This is a genomic window from Neisseria sp. P0001.S005 (assembly GCF_051963715.1).
This window is the reverse complement of record NZ_JBQCTZ010000486.1, coordinates 1-663: the sequence shown is the minus strand read 5'-3', so window position 1 is coordinate 663 and position 663 is coordinate 1. Positions and strand designations below refer to the sequence as shown.

Annotated in this window: 1 protein-coding gene; it reads left to right on the top strand. The window is 41.3% G+C overall.

All coding sequences use genetic code 11. The features are described from left to right. Positions 1-319 precede the first annotated feature (319 nt). A partial coding sequence (gene mscL, locus ACTHSP_RS21225) for a large conductance mechanosensitive channel protein MscL (protein ID WP_440346911.1) occupies positions 320-663 on the top strand: 344 nt, incomplete at its 3' end.

Below are 663 nucleotides of genomic sequence, written 5' to 3'. Positions count from 1 at the left end.
TACAGGCTTTCAATGATTATGTTTTCAACATTATTATATTATCATTCCATCTTAACCTAAAGATTCGATAGAGCATTGATTCTAAAGATAACATTCATATTATCTGATACTTAGCCACGGATAAAAGTGGTGCAAAAAAGTAACAAAAAAAATTCAGACGGCCTGTTTTTCATACAGAAGGCATAGAAGCCGGGCATTTTTAGCATAAAATACAAAATTTAACATTATTGAAATTTTCTTAACCGATAAAGCGTTAATATGCCTGCCGTTTTATTGAACTACATCTGATTTTGACTCAAACACATACAGGAGATTAATTATGTCAATCGCTTCAGAATTTAAAGAATTTATTATGCGTGGCAACGTGATCGACCTCGCAGTCGGTATGGTTGTCGGTACAGCATTCAGCGGCATCGTCAAATCATTGGTTGACGATGTAATCATGCCTCCTATCGGCTTGTTGATCGGCGGCGTTGATTTCTCCAACCTGTTCATTACGTTGAAAGACGGCGCACAAGCCGCTCCTGCAGAAGGTTACGCCAACCTGGCAGCCGCCCAAGCAGCCGGTGCCGTTACCCTGAACATCGGTCTGTTCATCAACACCGTGATCAGCTTCCTGATCATCGCCGCTGCCATCTTCTGCGTGGTTAAAGCCATCAACTC